This window comes from Sphingorhabdus rigui (genome assembly GCF_014196595.1).
GTDB lineage: Bacteria > Pseudomonadota > Alphaproteobacteria > Sphingomonadales > Sphingomonadaceae > Sphingorhabdus_B > Sphingorhabdus_B rigui.
Window position 1 is genome coordinate 1488850 of record NZ_JACIEA010000001.1, and the last position, 16877, is coordinate 1505726.

The window sequence follows — 16877 nt, forward strand, 5'->3', positions numbered from 1 at the left end:
CCCTATCTAGGCGTTGTTTTCATCAATTTCCAGTTCGCTGTCACTTTCTTCGCCCGCAAAATGCATATCGCCCATTGCGGTGTCGATCGGATCGAGCAGGCCAGCGGCTTTCAAATCGTCAATTCCCGGTAAATCCTTGCGACTGGAGAGGCCGAAATGCGCCAGAAATCCGGCGGTTGTGGCGTAAATCAATGGGCGGCCGGGCACATCGCGGCGCCCTGCTGGCCGGACCCAGCCCGCCTCCATCAACACATCCAGCGTGCCTTTCGAAATCTGGACGCCGCGAATGGCCTCAATCTCCGCGCGGCTGACTGGTTCGTGATAGGCGATAATCGCCAATGTCTCGACAGCGGCTCGGCTGAGCTTGCGGCTTTCTTCGCGTTCGCGGCGCAAAACATAGGCCAGATCGGCTGCAGTCTGGAAATGCCACGATTTGCCACGCCGGACCAATTCGATCCCGCGTCCGGCATAATGCGCCTCCAGCTGCGCCAGCGCATCGGCGATATCGACGTCGTCGCCGACATATCCGCGAATCTGTTCAACGGTCATGGGCTGGTCACTGGCGAACAAGGTTGCCTCGACCGCGCGCACATGGGGATCGCTTATTATCGTCATGCTTTCACCCTTAACAGCAATGGCGCAAATGTCGCCTCTTGCTGCAAATCAACAGCGCCACGTTTGGCAAGCTCCAGCGCGGCCACGAAACTGGAGGCGAGCGCGGATTTGCGCAGTGCAGGTTCGGCAGCGATGGGCAGAAACGCCTCAATCGACGTCCAATCGACCGCGCGGCCAATCATCGCCGATACGCGCTCCAGCGCTTCTTCCAGTGTCATGACTTGCCGTTTTTTCACGACATGCATCACTGGCTGCGTACGCGCCTTGACCTGACCATAAGCGGTGATGAGTTCGAAATAATCGCATTCCCACGCCCGCGCCTTGACCACGCGCAAGCCTTCGGGATTGCCGCGCAAAAAGATATCGCGCCCCACCCGGTCCCGCGCCATCAACCGCGCGCCGCTCTCGCGCATCGCGTTCAACCGTTCCAGCCGCAGCTGCAGGCGCAGCGCAAGCTCCTCTGGCGATGGATCAATCGTCGGGTCCTTGGGCAGCAGCAGTGCGGATTTAAGATAGGCGAGCCACGCCGCCATCACCAGATAATCCGCCGCCAGCTCCAGCTTCAGCGCGCGGGCCTCATCAATGAAGACAAGATATTGTTCGACCAAGGCGAGGATCGATAGCTGGCGCAAATCGACCTTTTGGTTGCGCGCGAGTGCCAGCAAAAGGTCAAGCGGACCTTCCCATCCGTCAATATCGATGGTCAGGACATTGGGTTCGGGAACGCTCTCGGTGCGGAGCGCATCTTGCTCTTCATCAAAGAGCAATTGCCCGGTCATGCCGCGCCCGTTGCTCCGCCGGTCAGCTTCGCATTTGTGTCCGCAAGTGCAAGCAGCTGATCCCGCTTGTCGAGCAGATAAGCCAGTCGGTCGGCATCAAATGCGGGGACAGGCAAGGCCATCGCGCGGTCAAGCCGCGTCCGCGCCGCTGCGGTGATTTCGGGTAACATGTCGGCAATCGCACGCATTTCGTCCAACCGGCCCCAGCAGTTGAGCGCGATATCGCATCCCGCCTCAACACAGCGCAGCGCGCGTGTCGCAACGTCCCCTTGAAGCGCGTTCATATCGAGATCATCGCTCATCAACAGGCCGTCAAAGCCGATATTTGCACGGATGATATCATTCAGGACATAAGGAGACATGGTTGCCGTGTGCTGATCGTCCCACACATCGTAAACCACATGCCCGGTCATGCCCATTGCGGCGTTGTTCAGCGTGCGAAATGGCGCGAGGTCTTGTTCCAGCTCCGCCGCGCTTGCGGTGACATGCGGCAGGTCATGATGGGTATCGACGCTGGCGCGGCCCTGCCCCGGCATATGTTTGACAACGCCAATGACGCCGCCTTTTGCAAGGCCGTCCAATATCGCACGGCCAAGCGCGGCAACGCGCATCGGGTCGCTGCCCAGCGCACGGTCACCGATGGCCGAATGCGTTTCGGGCACGCGGACATCGAGCACGGGCAAGCAATCGACGTTAATGCCCACTTCGTTCAGCGACAGCGCGATGGCTTCGGCATTGCAACGCGCCGCCTCAATCGCGGTCATCGGTGCCACATCGTACAGCGCGTCAAACGCCCCGCCCGCGGGAAAGTCAGGCCAGACGGGCGGACGCATACGCGCAACGCGGCCGCCTTCCTGATCAATCAGGACAGGCACATCATCGCGGCCATGTAAGGTCCGCAAGCTGTCGGTCAGCGCGCGCACCTGTGCGCGGTCCTCAATATTGCGTTTGAACAGGATGTAGCCCGCCGGTTCGACATCGCGAAACAGGCGTTTTTCATCATCGGTCAGGGTCAGGCCCGAAAGGCCAAATATCACGGGCTTCATAGCGCGCAAGCTAGGGCCGCCGTGCCCCCAAGGCAAGCATGGAGCAGCGGCGCTTTGGCCCAAAGCTGTGTATAATTAACGGATTGCCCCAAGGAAATCGAGCTTGCCCACAGGCACGCCCTTCATCCGCAGCAACGCATAGGCCATGCTGAGGTGGAAGAAGAAATTGGGAATGGCAAAGCCGTGGACGTAGCTGTTGCCCGTGAAGGGTATGTCACCGCTTGGCGTGGTGAGCACAACTTTCGCGTCTTCACGGCCTTCAAAACCATCGGGCGATGCGGCTTCCAGAAACGCAATCGCCTTGGCCACGCGGCCCTGCACATCGGCGTAGCTGACTTCATCATCCGCCCATGGCTGATTTTCCACTTGGCCGACGCGCACAGCGACAAACTTTGCGGTATCGGTCACCATTTGCACCTGCCGCGTGAGCGGTGCCATGTCGTCGATCAAGCGCGCATCGAGCAAGTCGGACAGGGGCATGCCCTGCTCCGCGGCAAAGGCGCTGCCCTTTTCCAGCATGTTCGACAGGTTTTTCAGACCGCGGATGAAAGCGGGAATAGCGACGTCATATAATGCAGGCATGTTCTTCTCCTAAAAAGCGTGCGGGCGGCATGTGCTGCCACGGTCCTTTGCCCCCGCAAAAATGTTGATTAGCGCACGATCAGGCAGTTTTCGCCCGCGACCTTCAGCTTTGCGCATAATTGCTGCGCTTCGGATGAATTTGCGGTTACCGCCTGAAGCCGGAAAACCTTGCGGCCGCCTTCGACATTGGCTTCCGCGACTTTGCGGTTCATTCCGGCCAAAAAGCCAAAGCGTTTGTTCAAAGCAGCCCAAGCTGCGTCGGCCTTCGCAGAATCGCCGAACGCGCCGAGTTGCACCATGACTGCGCCCGCAGATGGTGCCGCAGACGGTGCGGCTGGTGCTGCTGCTGGAGCCGATGCCATGGCGGCAGGTGGCGCGGCGGCTGCGACTTTCGCGGCGGGAACCAATGTCGCGCCGGTTTTGGTGCCTTCGCTCGCGGCAAAAGCCGAATCGCCCTCACCTTCAAATCTTTTGCCACCGGCGTCCTGAGGCTTGACCTTATAGGCGCCTACGGGCGCGGCAATCAGTTCGCCATTGCCATTCGCGCCGCCCGTCCGGTTATGCTGCAGCCAATAGACCACGCCGACAACCGCTGCGAGCAAAGCAAGCCCAGCAAGCACCATCGCCACGACCTTTAGCGGGGATGCACCATCATCATATTCGTAACCGTCAGCGGTTTCCAACCAGGGCAGACGATCAGGATCGTTCAGATTCAGTCCATTGTTGTTGGTGTTGTTCATGCCGGTTCCCCAATTGCTACATATTGTAAGCGGCCTCGACGCCCATCAGGCGCAAACCATTGCGTAGAACTTGCCCGATATTGGTCGCCATGAAAAGCCTTGCACCCGTTAGCGCCGGGTCCTGGGCCAATATGAAGCGCTTGTCCGGTTGGTCATTGCCAAGGTTCCAATAAGCATGGAACGCGGCCGCCAAGTCATTGAGGTAAAAGGCAATACGGTGTGGCTCGCCCGATTTGGCGGACGCTTCGACAATGCGCGGGAAGTTGGCGGCTTCGCGAATAAGGCCGATTTCAGCGTCGCCGAGCAACGCGAGTTCCGATCCGTCGACGCCCAAGCCCTCGCCCTCTGCCTTGCGCAATGTGGAGGCGATACGCGCATGCGCATATTGCACATAAAATACCGGATTGTCCTTCGACGCTTCGACCACCTTGGCAAAGTCAAAGTCCATCTGCGCATCGGATTTGCGGGTCAGCATTGTGAAGCGGACGACATCCTTGCCGACTTCTTCAATCACATCGGCGAGCGTGACAAAGCTGCCCGACCGCTTGGACATTTTCACGGGCTCACCACCGCGCAGCAGGCGCACCATTTGCACAAGCTTGATATCGAAATCGACTTTGCCATCGGTCAGCGCGTTGACCGCCGCCTTGATGCGCTTGACGGTACCCGCATGATCCGCGCCCCAGATGTCGATCATGGCATCAACGCCCTGACTTTTCTGGAAATGATAGGCAAGATCAGCGCCGAAATAGGTCCAGCTGCCGTTGGATTTCTTGATCGGCCTATCTTGGTCATCACCAAATTGCGTGGACCGGAAAAGCGGAAGCGTAACCGGCTCCCAATCTTCGATTTCCTTGCCCTTTGGCTTTTCCAATTCGCCGTCATAGACAAGGCCACGCGCGCGCAATTCGCGCTCCGCAATGTCCGCCTTGCCCGCTTCATGCAGCTCGGCTTCGGATGAAAACAGGTCATGATGGATGCCAAGCAAGGCAAGGTCGGCCTTGATCATTTCCATCATCTCGGCAACCGCAGCTTTGCGGAACAGCGCAAGCCATTCTGCCTCTGGCAGGGCAACATATTGGTCGCCAAAACGCTCGGCGAGACGCTGACCGACCGGGATCAGATAGTCACCGGGGTAAAGCCCTTCGGCGATTTCTATGGTCTCGCCCAATGCCTCGCGATACCGCAAATGCGCGGACCGGGCCAAAACATCGACCTGCCCACCGGCGTCGTTGATATAATATTCGCGCACGACACGGTAGCCTGCGAACTCCATCAATGCGGCAAGCGCATCGCCCACCACAGCGCCGCGGCAATGCCCCATATGCATTGGCCCAGTGGGGTTGGCGGAGACATATTCGATATTTACCGATTTGCCGTCACCACGGTGCGACCGCCCATAATCATCGCCAGCCTGCGCAATCGCGCGCAGTTCATCGATCCATGCCGATGCATCCAACCGCAAATTTAGAAAGCCCGGCCCCGCGATTTCGACAGCCGTGACGCCGGAAACCTTTGCCAGCTCCGCCGACAAGGCTTCGGCCAATTGGCGCGGATTAAGCCCTGCAGGTTTGGCAAGCACCATCGCGGCGTTGGTCGATATGTCGCCATGCGATGGATCGCGTGGCGGTTCGACCGTCACATGAGAGCGATCAATGCCCGATGGCAGCGTCTTGCTGGCAACAAGTGCGTCCAACGCATGATCGACATGCGCTGCATATTGTTCAAAAAGGGTCATCTTCGTGCCTTGAAAAAAGCGCGTATCAACGCGTTACATTATACCGCAGCTGATCTTCGGTCAGCTGGAAACCGACAAGCATTTCAAAGCTTGATCGGACGACCGCCGCACGCACTTCAGGGTCCGCCATGGGGTCAAGCGCCGCATCGGGGTCACCGGGCTTGCGCTTCTTGGTAATTTTTTGAACGATTTCGGCCGGCAAGCTGGCCGATGCCTTGTCGATATAGCTTGCGGCTTGCGCGCTGGCGGATGCCCGCTGCTGGCCATCGGCAAATTGCAACGTCACTTGGCCCACGCGCTTGGCGATAACGGCGCTGTTGCCCTGCACCACGGTGGTGAAATAGGGCAAAGTCACTGTCCGGCTGCCTTGCGTATCGCTGCGCCGCGCCTGAACATCAAAACTTGCTTGTGAAAAAATCTTGTCGCCACTGTCGTTGCACGTTGGGCGGACATTGGTGATCGATGCGACGACGTCGATTGCGCTCGCGTCCTGGCTGCTGGCCGGGTTGAACAAGGTTATGTCGCCCGTGCCATCAGGAACCGCGACCGCCGGGCAGCCCGACCGTGTGACGTTCACGCCTACACCGGCGCCGATATCAAGGTCGCCTTCGCGCGAACAACCGGCCAAGGTTGCTGCAACAATGCCGAAGGTCAGGACTTTGGCGGCAAATTTCATATAGGCTATCCTTGGCATAACAGTGCGTGGGTTGCGGGTACGTCGCTGGCATTGGTCCTTATCCGCCCATCGCCTGACGTGCAACAGGGGAAAGGCCTTGGCGGATGCGGCCTGTTTAACTAAAGGACATTGCCGATGACTGAACAAACGATCTCCAAGAAACCCCTCACGCTGCTTCTGGCGGCACCACGCGGTTTTTGCGCTGGTGTTGACCGCGCTATCAAGATTGTCGAGCTCGCGCTCGAACAACATGGCGCGCCGGTATATGTGCGCCATGAAATTGTGCACAACCGCTTTGTCGTCGACAGTTTGAAGGCCAAGGGCGCGATATTTGTCGAGGAACTGGATGAAGTGCCCGATGACGCGCATGTCGTATTTTCGGCGCATGGTGTTCCTAAATCGGTCCCCGCAAATGCGCAGCAACGCGGCCTTGCCTATTTCGATGCCACCTGCCCGTTGGTGTCAAAGGTGCACAAACAGGCCGAACGGCAGGTTCAAGCCGGCCGGCACATCATTTTCGTTGGCCATGCAGGCCACCCCGAAGTCATCGGTACATTCGGCCAAGTCCCCGCAGGCGCGATGACATTGGTGGAAACCGCCGAGGACGCACGCAATCTTCAGCCTGCGGATGCAGACAATCTCGCTTTCCTGACGCAGACGACTTTGTCGGTCGACGATACGTCGGAAATCGTCTCCATTCTTGAATCACGCTTCCCGAACATTGTCGGGCCAAAGGGTGAGGATATTTGTTACGCGACATCGAACCGGCAAGAGGCGGTAAAGGCGATTGCGGGTAAATGCGAACTCGTCATCGTCATTGGCGCGCCAAACAGTTCAAATTCGCTGCGCTTGGTCGAAGTCGCCGCGCGTTCGGGTGCGAAAGCGCATCTTGTGCAGCGCGCCGACGATATCAGCATGAACTGGTTTGACGGTGTGGACACGCTTGGCCTGACCGCAGGTGCATCGGCCCCTGAAATATTGGTCCGCGAAATCATCGATGCGCTTGCCGCGCATTTTGACATCGATGAACAGCAGGTCACAACCGCGCAAGAAAGCATCACCTTTAAATTGCCACGCGAACTGGCCGGCGCGGCGGCTTGATTTGGCCGTTTATACGCAATTAGGGCCTGAACAGGTCGGTGCCTTTCTGGCGCTTTACGATGTCGGTGAACTGGTTTCGCTCAAGGGCATTGCCGAGGGTGTTGAAAACAGCAATTTCTTTGTCGAAACAACGCAAAGCCGGTTCATTCTGACCATTTATGAAAACCGCGTAAACCCAGAGGATCTGCCGTTTTTCTATGCCCTGCTAAAGCATTTGCACGAAGCGGGGTGCAAGGTTCCGCGCTTCATGTCGGACCGCAACGGCAATTGGCTGCAGACCATCGCGGGAAAGCCTGCCTGCCTGATCGAATTTCTCAATGGCGTATCGGTCACCGAACCATCGGCGGCACAGGCGCACTCCACCGGCGCAGCACTGGGGCAAATGCACCAGGCGCTGGCGGACTTCACGCTGTCGCGGCCCAACAGCCTTGGCATCTCTGCATTCCGGCCGCTCGCCATGCGCTGCACTGCGCAAGGTCTCGACGCCATTGCCGAAGGCCTATCTGCGCGGATATTTGCGGAATGCGATTATCTTGAGGCGCATTGGCCGACCAATCTTCCCGTGGCCGCCATCCATGCGGACCTGTTTCCGGACAATGTCCTGATGCTTGGCGACAATGTCACTGGGCTGATCGATTTCTATTTCGCTTGCTCCGAAATTCGCGCTTATGACCTTGCGGTCACCCACAGCGCATGGTGTTTTTCGGGCGATGGCAAAGTCTTTGATGCGGATGTGAGTGCGGCCATGTTGTCGGGCTACACCCAAGCTGTGCCGATGGATGCCGCAACGCGCGACGCATTGCCGATATTGCTGCGCGGTGCCTGTTTGCGGTTTACATTAACGCGGTGTTACGACTGGATTAACACGCCGGCCGATGCGCTGGTCACGCGCAAAGACCCCTTGGCGTTTCTGCGGCGGCTGGAATTCTACAGCGACCCAAGTCAGGTTGAAGCTTTATTGGCCCAGTTGCCATGAAACAGATTGAAATTTTCACCGACGGCGCGTGCAAGGGCAATCCCGGGCCGGGCGGCTGGGGCGCGATCATCCGTTATGGCAAGCATGAAAAAGAAATTGCGGGCGGCGATCCGGACACCACCAACAACCGCATGGAAATGAGCGCGGTCATTCAGGCGCTGAACGCCCTTGTCGAACCGTGCAGCGTCAAACTGCACACCGACAGCAAATATGTCATCGACGGCATCACAAAATGGATCTTTGGCTGGCAACGCAATGGTTGGAAAAACGCGTCAAAACAGCCGGTGCGCAATTCCGACCTATGGCGTGAGATGGTCGCAGCGATGGCGCGGCATCAGGTGGAATGGATTTGGGTCAAAGGGCATAATGGCCACCCCGAAAACGAACGCGCAGACCGGCTGGCCAGCGATGCGGCCGACGCTGCCAGCAACAAAATTGGGTAAACTGGTTTAAAAACGCCCGGGCGCATATAGCGCGGCATGGACGCGGTCGGGCGCTATTATGGCATCGTTCAGTAACGACGCCGCCAGCTGCGCCGCGGCAGGCGCCGTCTGAATGCCAAAGCCGCCCTGCCCTGCAAACCAGAAGAACGCATCATGCGCCGCATCGCGGCCAATGACCGGCAGCCGGTCAGGCGCAAAGCTGCGCAATCCAGCCCATTTGCGTTCAACCCGGCGGATATCCCAATCAACAACCTGCTGCAGCCGATCAATGGCAAGCGCGATATCATATTCTTCGGGCGCGGCATCGCATGGCGGTGTTGCGGTCTCATCATGCGGGCTCAGCCACAAACGTCCGCCCGCATCGGGCTTGAAATAGAAACTGCCATCCAAGCCAATGACGAGCGGCAGGGCCGCAGGCACATCGGGTGCAACCGCCAATTGCGCAATCGTACGGCGATAGGGTTGAATGCCCAAGGGAGCAACGCCCGCCATCTGCGCCACATTATCGGCCCATGCCCCGGCGGCGTTGACGATGATATCGGCGGTACAGTTCAGGCTGCCCGCTTGAATATGCCACATGCCGTCGCGCCATTGCGCACGTTCCAGCCGGCTGTTGCAATGCGGCTGTACGCCCTGCTTGCGCGCTTGGCGCAGATAGGCCGCGTGGAGCGCGGCGACGTCAATATCCGCACAGGCCGCTTCCCATAGCCCCGTTGTCCATCCGCTGCGCAGACCGGGCACATGTCGTTCCAAATCCTCACGATCGCTGCGTTCAATATGCACGCCGCTTGAGGCAAACTCCGCCAGCATCGCATCCGCCAAAGGCTGCTGCCCGGCCGTGCCGATATGCAGCCCGCCGCGCGGGGACATCAATGGGCCGTCATGGAAATCCTTGGGTGGGTTCGCCAGAAACGGGCCCGACGCCGTTGTCAGCGGTTGAACGTCCGGGCCACCATAGCATTCAACCCAGAACGCGGCGGACCGGCCCGTGGAATGATATCCCGGATGTGCCTCCGCCTCAATCAGGACAACCGACTGATAAGCGGACAGCTGCGCGGCCAGACTTGCCCCGGCGATTCCCGCACCGATTATGGCAATGCTAAAATCGCTCATGGCCGGGGCGCGTGCTGGTCCAGAAAGGCGTCAATGCGTTGCAGGCACTGGTCGCGCACGCCATCTGCTTCGCGCAGCAGCTCATGTGCGGCCTCTTCGCCGAAAATCAGCGTTTCGGCATGTGGCAGCCGCTTGCTGTCTGCGATGACCCGCTTTGTGCTGACCAGCTGATCCGCCGTCGTTGCAAGCAACAGAATTGGCGTTTGCACCGCCTCCAGCGCGCCGGGGCGTTCCAGCAAGCGGATCGACGCCATGGCGCGCTCCACCCAATGCCAGCTTGGCGGCCCAAGCTTCACCTCAGGACGCAGCGCCCACCACGCAACCTCGTCTTCATAACGGTCGTCGTCATGCGTCAGCATTTTGCCGCGCATGCTCATCGGCGACAATGGCTTTTCACTGACTTTCCATGCGGCTTGTTTGCCCTTGCCCAATGCCACAATCAATTTGGCAACGGCATGGTTGAGCGCAAGCGGCAGGCCGCCGGTTTGAATACCCAGCATCGGCGCGCTCAGCGCCACCGCGTCGGGATCCATCGCCTTTTCCACCAAAGCGCGCATCGCCAGTTGCCCGCCCATGCTGTGTGCGAGCACAACATGCGGCGCTGGCGTTGCGCGTTTCCATGCGTCCCAAAATGTGCGCAAATCGGCAATCCAAGTGGCGAAATCGTCAATATGGCCGACTTGCGGATCATCCAGCAACCGGCCCGAAGCACCCTGCCCGCGCCAGTCGATGGCGGTAACATGCCATCCGGCATCGGCATAATAAGCCAATGTTTCCAGATATTTTTCATAATGATCGCCGCGACCGGGCAAGAATAACAAGGATCCACGCGGCGGGGTCGACGCCTGCCAATCAATCCGCCGGATCGGCCAACCATCGGCGGCGTACCACATCGTTTCTGTGGCATTGGCCGGAATTGCGCGGCGGTTCATCGGTGTTTTCGGTGCGTGCATGGTTACTTTTTGGTAATCTTTCATAGTTAATGCTGTGCAGATGACCAGTGAAACTCTCGCTTACGCAACCCTTGGCGGCTTGGCAATTGCGCTGTTGATATCAATCTACACCGACATCAGATACCGCCTTATTTTCAACAAGATAACCATCGCGATTGCGCTCGGTGCGCCATTATTCTGGCTGGCGAGTGGCGGGTTTACGCTCACCGACATCAGCGTGCACCTGCTCACCGCAGCGATTACGTTCATTGTCTTTGCGACCGCGTTCCATTTCGGGGCCATGGGTGGCGGCGATGTGAAGCTTTTTGCGGTGTTGGCATTATGGTTCCACTGGGTCGAGGTCATCCGCCTCATCTTATACGCATCGATCATCGGCGCGGTGGTCACCATTATCTTTCTTGCGATCCACAAATGGAAACGCGGCGAGGGCCGTGCGCGGATTCCCTATGGTGTGGCGATCGCGCTGTCCGGGCTTTGGATCACTGGTGAACGGATTTTTAACCATTTTACATGAAATAGCATGGTTCGATCAGGGGACCTTTCAGGGAACAATACGTCATGGATAGGAAAAAAGTCATATTGCTGGTGGCTGCGCTTTTAATCGCGGCAGTGACCGCCCTTATGGCACGCAGCATGTTCACCGGTGCGTCGGCACCCCCAGCGGCGGCAGCCGTCGCACCGGCCCCCGTGCCGACCGGACCCAAAGTCCTCGTCGCGACGAAGGCGTTGCCCGTTGGCACGATCATCACCGCTGACAGCGTGCGCTATCAACCATGGCCGAAAGAACTGATCGAAGCCGCCTATTTCCAAGAAGGGGACGGGGGCGCATCGATTGACAGCCTTGTGGGCACCGTCGTTCGCAACGCCGTGACCGCTGGCCAGCCACTGACCCAAGGCTCGATCGTTAAGCCCGGGGACCGCGGTTTTCTCGCCGCTGCGCTTGGACCCGGCATGCGCGCCGTAACGGTGCCAGTGTCGGCATTGACCGGTGTTGCAGGCTTTGTCTTCCCCGGTGACCGTGTTGACCTTGTGCTCACACAAAATGTCGAAGCAAGCGCTGGCCCGCCATTGAAGGTGTCCGAAACCATCGTCCGCAACCTGCGTGTGTTGGCGACCGACCAACGTTCAACCCCGTCTGTCGATGACAAGGGCAATAGCGTCGTCTCTGAATATAAATTGGTGACGATTGAAGCGACCCCGCGCATCGCCGAGAAGATTACGGTTGCGCAGTCGATCGGCACCATCAGCCTTTCCCTGCGTTCGCTGGCCGACAACGCCGCCGAACTGGAACAAGCGCTGGCCTCGGGCGATATCAACATCCCCGAAGGTGCAACCGCGGATCAGGAACGCGCCATCATGCGCCAGCTGACACAGCGGCCATCCGCAAGCAAAAGCAGCTATGCAACCGGCGGCGACGTCTCGCGCTTCCAACGCAGCAGCATGCCCGAACAAATGCCATTGGCGGTCGCAGCCGAACAGGCCCGCACGCAAAAGCAAGTCGAGAAAATTATGAAGGGTCCAGTGGTCCGTGTGTCGCGTGGCGGCAATGTGACCGAAATCGACATTAGCCGGAGATAATAACAACATGGCACGTTTCACCACATTCAAATCGGGCCTTGCCGCCGCGGCTATGACCGCAGCCATCGGCACGGGCACGTTGGTCGGCGCGTTGGTCGGGATGCCAACAGCAGCGTCGGCGCAATCCGCAAAAGATGGCAAGTTGCTCATCTTGTCCATCGGACGCGGGCAACAGGTCAATCTGGGTTCAAACATCACCGACGTGGTGGTCGCGGACCCCAATATCGCCGATGTCGAGGTGAAAACCGGACGCCAGATCTACATTCTGGGCAAAGGCCCCGGCGAAACCACCGTCTACGCAACCGATGCAGCGGGCCACACAGTGTATCAGGCAACCGTCCGCGTCGGCAGCAATATGGACTCGGTCTCGCAAATGCTGGCGCTGGCGATGCCCGATTCAAAGATCATTGTTACCACGATGAATGGCACCATCCTGCTGACAGGCACCGTCAACCAACCCGAAGAAGCGGCGGAAGCCGAAGCTTTGGTAAAGGCGTTCACCGGCGGAAATACGCAAGTCTTAACCCGGCTGAAAAACGCAACGCCGCTGCAAATCAATTTGCAGGTCCGCATCGCGGAAGTCAGCCGGTCGCTGATGAAAGAAATTTCGGGCAACCTTAAAACCCGCGATCATGGCGGGACCGGAATTCTTGGCGGCGTGTATCAAGGACGTGATATCGCCGACATCAGTTCGGTCACGAACGTGGACAACCTTCCGGTTATCGATGCGTCGTCGGCATTTGGCCTGCCCGCAAAATCAATATCGCTGCCGTTCAATCCAGCGACCGGACAATTTATAACAAGCCCATATACGCAGTATAAATTTAACGTTCCTGCGGGCACAAATGTGCTGGCAGCGGCTGGCCGCTTGTTTGGCATGGATGTAGCCGCTGCCTTCGATCTATCGGAAAAGGCCGGCCTCAGTTCAACCTTGGCGAACCCCAATCTGACAACGGTATCCGGCGAAACTGCGGAGTTTTTGGCAGGCGGCGCGTTCCCGGTGGTGACATCGTCGAACAATGGCACCAACGTCGAATATAAGAATTACGGCGTCAACCTGACCTACACGCCAACGGTGTTGTCGGATGGCCGCATTTCGCTGCGGGTGCGTTCGGAGGTCTCGGATATTTCATCGCAAGGCGCAGTGCGCTTCGGCGGCCTTGAAGTGCCGGCGACTTCGACACGGATGGCCGAAACGACGGTTGAGCTTGGTTCCGGTCAAAGCATGATGATCGCTGGATTGTTAAGCAACACAATGGGCAGCTCGGTCGACAAAATGCCTGGTGCGGGTGACCTTCCCGTGCTTGGGGCGCTTTTCAAATCCAACGGTTGGCGGCGTAACGAAACCGAACTTATGATCGTCGTCACGCCCTATCTGGTGAAGCCCGTATCCGAAAGTCAGATTGTTTTACCGACGGATGGATTGCATTCGCCAAATGACCTTGAACGCATTTTGCTGGGCAAGGTGACAAGCGACAAGGGCGAAAAAACCCGCCCAATGCCAACGATTGCGCCAATCGTGTCCAATGGCCCCGAACTGGGATCCGTGACCGACGCACCCGCGCCGTTGGCCAAGAAAGTCAAATCGCAAGCCTCCGCGACCGGGCCAAGCGGCCCCGGTTTCAGCTTCGACAATTGACGGTCCGTTCAAGGAGACAAGATATGCAAAAGGTAACATTCCTGATCGCTGTAAGCCTTGGCTTGGCCGGTTGCGGCACATTGCCAACCAACACATCGATGTATTCGGTGCACCAGCCCGTGGTCGAGCGCACCAATTATGCGATTGACCTTGCCTCCAACGGCGATGGCATCGCCGTTGCCGACCAGAAACGATTGAACGAATGGTTTGACGTGCTGGATCTTCGCTATGGTGACCGCATTTCCATCGATAGTGATGACAGCGATGGCAACGAAGATGCTGCGCGCGACGTGCGCGCAGTAGCGGCAGATCGCGGTATCATAGTCACGCAGGGCGCGCCGGCAACGGCCGGCGTCATCGCCCCTGGCAACATTCGCGTTGTTGTAACGCGATCCCAAGCGTCGGTGCCGTCCTGCCCCGATCATCGCACGACGCAAAGCCAAAATTTCAATGCAGGTAACAACAGCAATTACGGCTGCGCCATGAATTCCAACCTTGCTGCCATGGTCGCCGACCCCGAAGATCTGGTGCGTGGACGCGATAACAAGCGGCTCGACAGCAACAGCGGAAAAGCAGCGGTGAACGCTTACAAGACCAAGACCGGAGGCAATTGATGAACGCTCCATGGAAATCCGGTGTCGCCGGAACACGTGACCCGATTAGTGCTTATGTATGCGACGACCTCACGCTTGATGCCGTACGCCGCGTGTGTGAGGAAATGGGTTGGAACCCCGACAAAGCCTATAAAGGCGGCCTGCGTAACGCCATTCAATCACTATCTGTTTCGGCAAGCCCGCAAACATTGCTGGTCGACTTGTCGGAATCGGGCGACCCAATCAGCGATATCAACAGCCTTGCTGAAGTGTGCGAGCCCGGAACAATCGTGATTGCGGTTGGTCAGGTGAACGACGTTCGCCTGTACCGCGATTTGCTGATGTCGGGACTGCAGGATTATCTGTTGAAGCCAGTTAGTCCAGATGCACTGCGCGATGCATTCGCAAATGCTCAGGCCGCGTTGAACGCACCGAAGGCGGATGACGGCAATGTTGATCGACCACATGTGTCGACCGCAGTCATTGGTACCCGCGGTGGTTCAGGCGCGTCGACCATTGCCGCATCGCTGGCATGGACATTCTCGCAAGTGCAGGGCCATCAAACAGGCTTGCTCGACCTTGATGTCCACTTTGGCACAGCCGCGCTCGCGATGGATCTGGAACCCGGCCGCGGGTTGACGGACGCCATCGATAACCCAAGCCGCATCGACGGGCTGTTTATCGAACGCGCCATGATCAAAGCCAATGAACGTCTATCCATCTTGTCCGCAGAAGCGCCGATGAACAGCCCGATGTTGACCGATGGATCGGCCTTTCTCCAGCTGCAGGAAGAATTCCGCGCAGCATTCGAAAACACCGTCATCGATATGCCACGCAGCATGCTGATTGCTTATCCGCACCTCATGCATGACGTGAACATTGCGGTTGTCACCACTGAATTGACGCTGGCTTCAGCGCGCGACAGCATCCGCGTTTTGGCATGGCTGAAACAGAACGCGCCACATTGCAAAGTGCTGGTTGTCGCCAACAATGTTCAATCCGCGGTCGTTGAAATCACCCGCAAGGATTTTGAAAGCACGATCGAACGCAAGATCGACCTGCTCTTGCCAGCCGATCCCAAGTCACTGACGCAAGCAGCTAAGCTGGGGCAGCCGGTTATCGAAGCCGTGCGTGGAAGCAAGTTTTCCGCTGGCATCGTAACTTTGGCCGATATGGTCGCTGGTAGCTTCGCAGAAGCCGCCGACATGGCGCCTGCAAATAGCAAAAGCAAGGCGAAGCAGAGCGCTTTTGCTGGTTTCAAGTCGATGTTGAAAAAGAAGTAACTCCGGCATGCGTCCACCCTAGGCATAGGTAACAGAGCGAATGACATTGCAGACTTTGATAATCGCCGTTGGAACAATATTGTTCTTTGTTCTGGTGGCACTCGCCTTCGCAGGACCCAATACCGGCAAGGCGACGACACGCCGTCTTGGCGCTGTCAAAATACGCCATTCGGACAGTGCCGATGCGCGCGTGGAGCAGCAAATGCGCAAGGTGGTTGCTGCGCGCCGTCCGCTCATTTTCGTCGATGGCCAGCATATAAACTACATCGACAAGCTTCGCCTGCGACTGGCGCAAACCGGTAAGAAATGGACGTTGCAGCAATATCTATACGCCTCAGGCGGACTTGCTTTTGTCATTATGGCTATTCTCTTACTTAAAGGCGTATCTTTTCTTGTCGGCGTTTTTAGCGGGCTACTGATCGGCGCAGGTTTGCCACATATGGTCATCAATTTCCTGATGGCGCGGCGCATCAAAAACTTCAGCACGAACTTTCCAGACGCCATCGAACTTTTGGTGCGTGGCTTGAAGTCAGGCATGCCCGTGAGCGAAACGCTAAGCGTGATCGCAAAGGAAATTGCTGGCCCCGTAGGCGAAGAATTCAAGCTGGTCGTCGAGAAAATCAAAATCGGCAAAAGCATGGAAGATGCTCTGCAGGAAACGGCGGAGCGGCTTGGCACCCCGGAATTCCAATTTTTCGTGATTACCTTGGCCATCCAGCGTGAGACAGGCGGCAACTTGGCCGAAACACTCGCCAGCCTTGCGGATGTTTTGCGAAAGCGTGCGCAGATGAAGCTCAAAATTCGCGCAATGTCATCTGAGTCTAAGGCATCAGCCTATATCGTTGGTTCTTTGCCGTTTTTCGTGTTCGGCATGGTCTGGATGATTAACCAAGAATATCTCGCAGGCTTCTTTTACGAACCACGTTTGATGATCGCCGGTGTCGTCGGTGCCGTGTGGATGGCAATCGGCGCCTTCATAATGGCCAAAATGGTCAATTTCGAAATTTAAGTTGAAGGCAGGA

General features: G+C 57.8%; 18 protein-coding genes. 9 read left to right on the forward strand and 9 right to left on the reverse strand.

Annotated elements, in window-relative coordinates:
* Positions 1 to 6: 6 nt before the first annotated feature.
* From scpB to GGR91_RS06855, 7 genes are all read right to left on the reverse strand, one after another.
* The gene (scpB, locus tag GGR91_RS06825) at positions 7 to 615 is read right to left on the reverse strand and encodes an SMC-Scp complex subunit ScpB (RefSeq protein ID WP_183941307.1); all 609 of its coding nucleotides are present in this window, start codon (positions 613 to 615) and stop codon (positions 7 to 9) included.
* Positions 612 to 1394, reverse strand: coding sequence for a segregation and condensation protein A (locus GGR91_RS06830; RefSeq protein ID WP_183941309.1), 783 nt, complete (start codon positions 1392 to 1394; stop codon positions 612 to 614). The genes scpB and GGR91_RS06830 overlap by 4 nt, the downstream gene beginning before the upstream one ends.
* Entirely contained in the window at positions 1391 to 2440 is a 1050-nt protein-coding gene (gene nagZ, locus GGR91_RS06835) for a beta-N-acetylhexosaminidase (protein WP_183941311.1), read from the reverse strand. The genes GGR91_RS06830 and nagZ overlap by 4 nt, the downstream gene beginning before the upstream one ends.
* A gap of 75 nt (positions 2441 to 2515) precedes the next feature.
* Positions 2516 to 3022 (reverse strand): DUF1993 domain-containing protein, encoded by a 507-nt coding sequence (locus GGR91_RS06840; protein ID WP_183941313.1) that lies wholly within the window; start codon positions 3020 to 3022, stop codon positions 2516 to 2518.
* Between the two features lie 68 nt (positions 3023 to 3090).
* Entirely contained in the window at positions 3091 to 3762 is a 672-nt protein-coding gene (locus tag GGR91_RS06845; protein WP_183941315.1) for an SPOR domain-containing protein, read from the reverse strand.
* 16 nt (positions 3763 to 3778) lie between these two features.
* A complete protein-coding gene (argS, locus tag GGR91_RS06850) occupies positions 3779 to 5500 on the reverse strand; it encodes an arginine--tRNA ligase (RefSeq protein ID WP_183941317.1) in 1722 nt (573 codons plus the stop codon).
* 25 nt (positions 5501 to 5525) lie between these two features.
* A complete protein-coding gene (locus GGR91_RS06855) occupies positions 5526 to 6176 on the reverse strand; it encodes a hypothetical protein (RefSeq protein WP_183941319.1) in 651 nt (216 codons plus the stop codon).
* A 135-nt stretch (positions 6177 to 6311) separates the two neighbouring features.
* On the opposite strand from GGR91_RS06855, the gene ispH reads away from it, so the two are divergent.
* The 3 genes from ispH to rnhA are packed head-to-tail and all read left to right on the forward strand — an operon-like array spanning position 6312 to position 8696.
* A complete protein-coding gene (ispH, locus tag GGR91_RS06860; protein WP_183941321.1) occupies positions 6312 to 7277 on the forward strand; it encodes a 4-hydroxy-3-methylbut-2-enyl diphosphate reductase in 966 nt (321 codons plus the stop codon).
* Position 7278: 1 nt separating this feature from the next.
* A complete protein-coding gene (thrB, locus tag GGR91_RS06865) occupies positions 7279 to 8253 on the forward strand; it encodes a homoserine kinase (RefSeq protein WP_183941323.1) in 975 nt (324 codons plus the stop codon).
* Positions 8250 to 8696, forward strand: coding sequence for a ribonuclease HI (gene rnhA, locus GGR91_RS06870; RefSeq protein WP_183941325.1), 447 nt, complete (start codon positions 8250 to 8252; stop codon positions 8694 to 8696). Before thrB ends, rnhA begins: the two co-directional genes overlap by 4 nt.
* Before the next feature lie 6 nt (positions 8697 to 8702).
* Here the strand turns inward: rnhA and GGR91_RS06875 are convergent, their stop codons facing one another.
* Together GGR91_RS06875 and GGR91_RS06880 are read right to left on the reverse strand one after the other, a co-directional pair.
* Positions 8703 to 9809 (reverse strand): NAD(P)/FAD-dependent oxidoreductase, encoded by a 1107-nt coding sequence (locus GGR91_RS06875; RefSeq protein WP_183941327.1) that lies wholly within the window; start codon positions 9807 to 9809, stop codon positions 8703 to 8705.
* Positions 9806 to 10786 carry an alpha/beta fold hydrolase gene (locus GGR91_RS06880; protein ID WP_246337060.1) on the reverse strand — a complete coding sequence of 327 codons (981 nt, stop codon included), beginning with the start codon at positions 10784 to 10786 and terminating at the stop codon, positions 9806 to 9808. Before GGR91_RS06880 ends, GGR91_RS06875 begins: the two co-directional genes overlap by 4 nt.
* 16 nt (positions 10787 to 10802) lie before the next feature.
* Here GGR91_RS06880 and GGR91_RS06885 point away from each other — a divergent pair, with 16 nt between their 5' ends.
* From GGR91_RS06885 to GGR91_RS06910, 6 genes are read left to right on the forward strand one after another with little or no spacing between them, the layout of a single operon-like run.
* Positions 10803 to 11276: an A24 family peptidase gene (locus tag GGR91_RS06885; protein WP_183941329.1), complete on the forward strand. Its 474-nt coding sequence runs from the start codon at positions 10803 to 10805 to the stop codon at positions 11274 to 11276.
* Positions 11277 to 11320: 44 nt separating this feature from the next.
* Positions 11321 to 12340 (forward strand): Flp pilus assembly protein CpaB, encoded by a 1020-nt coding sequence (cpaB, locus tag GGR91_RS06890; RefSeq protein WP_183941331.1) that lies wholly within the window; start codon positions 11321 to 11323, stop codon positions 12338 to 12340.
* A gap of 7 nt (positions 12341 to 12347) precedes the next feature.
* The gene (locus GGR91_RS06895) at positions 12348 to 13979 is read left to right on the forward strand and encodes a type II and III secretion system protein family protein (protein WP_183941333.1); all 1632 of its coding nucleotides are present in this window, start codon (positions 12348 to 12350) and stop codon (positions 13977 to 13979) included.
* A gap of 23 nt (positions 13980 to 14002) precedes the next feature.
* On the forward strand, positions 14003 to 14593 hold the full coding sequence (locus GGR91_RS06900; RefSeq protein ID WP_183941335.1) for a CpaD family pilus assembly protein: 591 nt from the start codon (positions 14003 to 14005) through the stop codon (positions 14591 to 14593).
* Entirely contained in the window at positions 14593 to 15855 is a 1263-nt protein-coding gene (locus tag GGR91_RS06905) for a P-loop NTPase family protein (protein WP_183941337.1), read from the forward strand. Before GGR91_RS06900 ends, GGR91_RS06905 begins: the two co-directional genes overlap by 1 nt.
* Before the next feature lie 40 nt (positions 15856 to 15895).
* On the forward strand, positions 15896 to 16864 hold the full coding sequence (locus GGR91_RS06910) for a type II secretion system F family protein (RefSeq protein ID WP_183941339.1): 969 nt from the start codon (positions 15896 to 15898) through the stop codon (positions 16862 to 16864).
* The last annotated feature ends 13 nt before the right edge of the window (positions 16865 to 16877 follow it).